At 35.5% G+C, this 1,844-nt stretch carries 3 protein-coding genes; 2 read left to right on the forward strand and 1 reads right to left on the reverse strand.

Translation table 11 applies throughout. From position 1 onward, the window contains the following. Positions 1-181 precede the first annotated feature (181 nt). A complete protein-coding gene (locus H4J59_RS01765) occupies positions 182-634 on the reverse strand; it encodes a peroxiredoxin (RefSeq protein ID WP_404851996.1) in 453 nt (150 codons plus the stop codon). Between the two features lie 425 nt (positions 635-1,059). On the opposite strand from H4J59_RS01765, the gene H4J59_RS19255 reads away from it, so the two are divergent. Both H4J59_RS19255 and H4J59_RS01775 read left to right on the forward strand, forming a co-directional pair. Next, the gene (locus tag H4J59_RS19255) at positions 1,060-1,338 is read left to right on the forward strand and encodes a hypothetical protein (RefSeq protein ID WP_259369349.1); all 279 of its coding nucleotides are present in this window, start codon (positions 1,060-1,062) and stop codon (positions 1,336-1,338) included. Next, positions 1,335-1,619 (forward strand): hypothetical protein, encoded by a 285-nt coding sequence (locus tag H4J59_RS01775; protein ID WP_182236304.1) that lies wholly within the window; start codon positions 1,335-1,337, stop codon positions 1,617-1,619. The genes H4J59_RS19255 and H4J59_RS01775 overlap by 4 nt, the downstream gene beginning before the upstream one ends. Positions 1,620-1,844: the final 225 nt, after the last annotated feature.

Below are 1,844 nucleotides of genomic sequence, written 5' to 3' on the forward strand. Positions count from 1 at the left end.
TGAAGAATTTTTACAATATGGCTGAAAGTCTTATTTTACCGCCTCGGCGAGAGAGAACGTTTCCTCGGCAAGTGAAGCCTAGGCCACAGCGATATGCTAGAAATAAAAATGCCGTTCACCTTAAGAGAACGGCATTAGAGCCATTGCTCCCTTTTTGCTTTAATAGCAGATTACATTGCTTTTACAGCTGTTTAAGAATAGTTTCAGCATTACTGATTTCAAATTCTTGAGGCTTTTCAACGTTTAAGTTTGTTACAACACCATTGTCGATCACCATAGAATAGCGTTGCGAGCGTAAGCCACCAAACGCTGCTGTGTCCATTTCAAGACCCAGTGCTTTGGTGTAGCTACCATCGCCATCGGCCAACATCATCAGGTTTTCAGCATTTTGTGCTTTACCCCAAGCTGACATTACGAAGGCGTCATTAATCGCGACGCAAATAATAGCGTCAACGCCTTTTGCTTTTAACTCGTCAGCTGAAACCACATAGCCAGGTAAATGCGTTACTGAACAGGTTGGGGTAAATGCGCCAGGTACGGCAAACATCACCACTTTTTTGTTAGCGAAAAGTTCTGACGTTTTGTGGGTGATCATCTCACCATCTTTTAATTCTTTAAGTTGCCCATCAGGCATAGTTGCATTTAATGTGATCATAATATTTCCATTGTTGTGGTTATTGCAATAAAGGCCGTTTTACGGGTTTACATAGATAATTTTAATTGTGCGGATCGAATATGGTTTTTACAAAGAAATCTAGGCTTATCGATAATATGAACAAGCTTATATCCATTTTTTTTTCTTAAGTTTACGTAAAGACTTTACCATGCGCGCACTAGCTAAATAAACCTGCTTTCAGTTTAGAATAATGCGAGGTACCGCGCACGTAAATGCATGAATAATTATTATATCATTTAACAGGTGTGTTTTAAGCGCTCTGAAATTTTGCTGCTTAAGCGTTATCACTCGTTTTCTAAAAGCGAGGACTTGTGAAACCTTGATATTAATCAAAATTATAACGGCTTACCTTACTCGGATAAGTCTTTTTAGCGATTATTCAAATGATTGTTGTGCCCTTGGTGATCGCTTTAATTGTTAGAGGGCTGGCGGCTAATAATAATATGACCGCGATGAAAAATGGCATGATCGCTTTATTATTTATTACGGTATTAACAGGCATTTTCCGTCGTAGTTGGTATTGTGCTGGCGTTATTCATTTAAATAATTTAGCGATAGTTCAAGTTAAGTGTTATGGAAAAGTAAATAGTGACACTATTCAACATTTATCACTGAATTATAAACACATTCACTTGATTTTAGATGGCGCTGGAAAGTCATGAATGAGTATGTCAGACATAATAAATATTTTGCAACCGCGAAGGGATTCAGAGATAAAATTGATAAATTTTTTAGTCAAGCATTGGCTAAAATAGTTAATATTTCAGCCAATGAAATTAATGCTAATTTTCAGGTACTAAATTCTGCATCTTGGAGTGTGGCAGTGCATACATACAGTATAGTTCAATCTAAAGTTATCTACATAGGCATGATCTATAATAATTTTGCCATGGAGCTTAGGTTGGTTAATTATTTTAAATGTTTGACACGTCAACCACATTAAGTTAGCGTAGTATGCTTTTTGAGCTATTTGGTATGCTTTTTGAGCAGGGAGATCTTTTTATTAGTAGGTGCTTTAGGTTTACTAAATGCATTATATTAGTTATCTAAGAGTTGTTGACATATTTCATTTCACTTAGATATAAATCAACCTTAATATATACACTAATAAACAATAGTATATATACACTAATAAACAATAGTATATATATATTAATAAGCAATAGTA

Origin of the sequence: Colwellia sp. MB02u-10 (assembly GCF_014077185.1) — a bacterium.
Taxonomy (GTDB): domain Bacteria; phylum Pseudomonadota; class Gammaproteobacteria; order Enterobacterales; family Alteromonadaceae; genus Cognaticolwellia.

What these genes read in the sequence shown, in the direction of transcription:
- H4J59_RS01765 (WP_404851996.1), bottom strand. Translation starts at nt 634, where the DNA reads ATGCCTGATGGGCAACTTAAAGAATTAAAAGATGGTGAGATGATCACC.
- H4J59_RS01775 (WP_182236304.1), top strand. Translation starts at nt 1,335, where the DNA reads ATGAATGAGTATGTCAGACATAATAAATATTTTGCAACCGCGAAGGGA.
- H4J59_RS19255 (WP_259369349.1), top strand. Translation starts at nt 1,060, where the DNA reads ATGATTGTTGTGCCCTTGGTGATCGCTTTAATTGTTAGAGGGCTGGCG.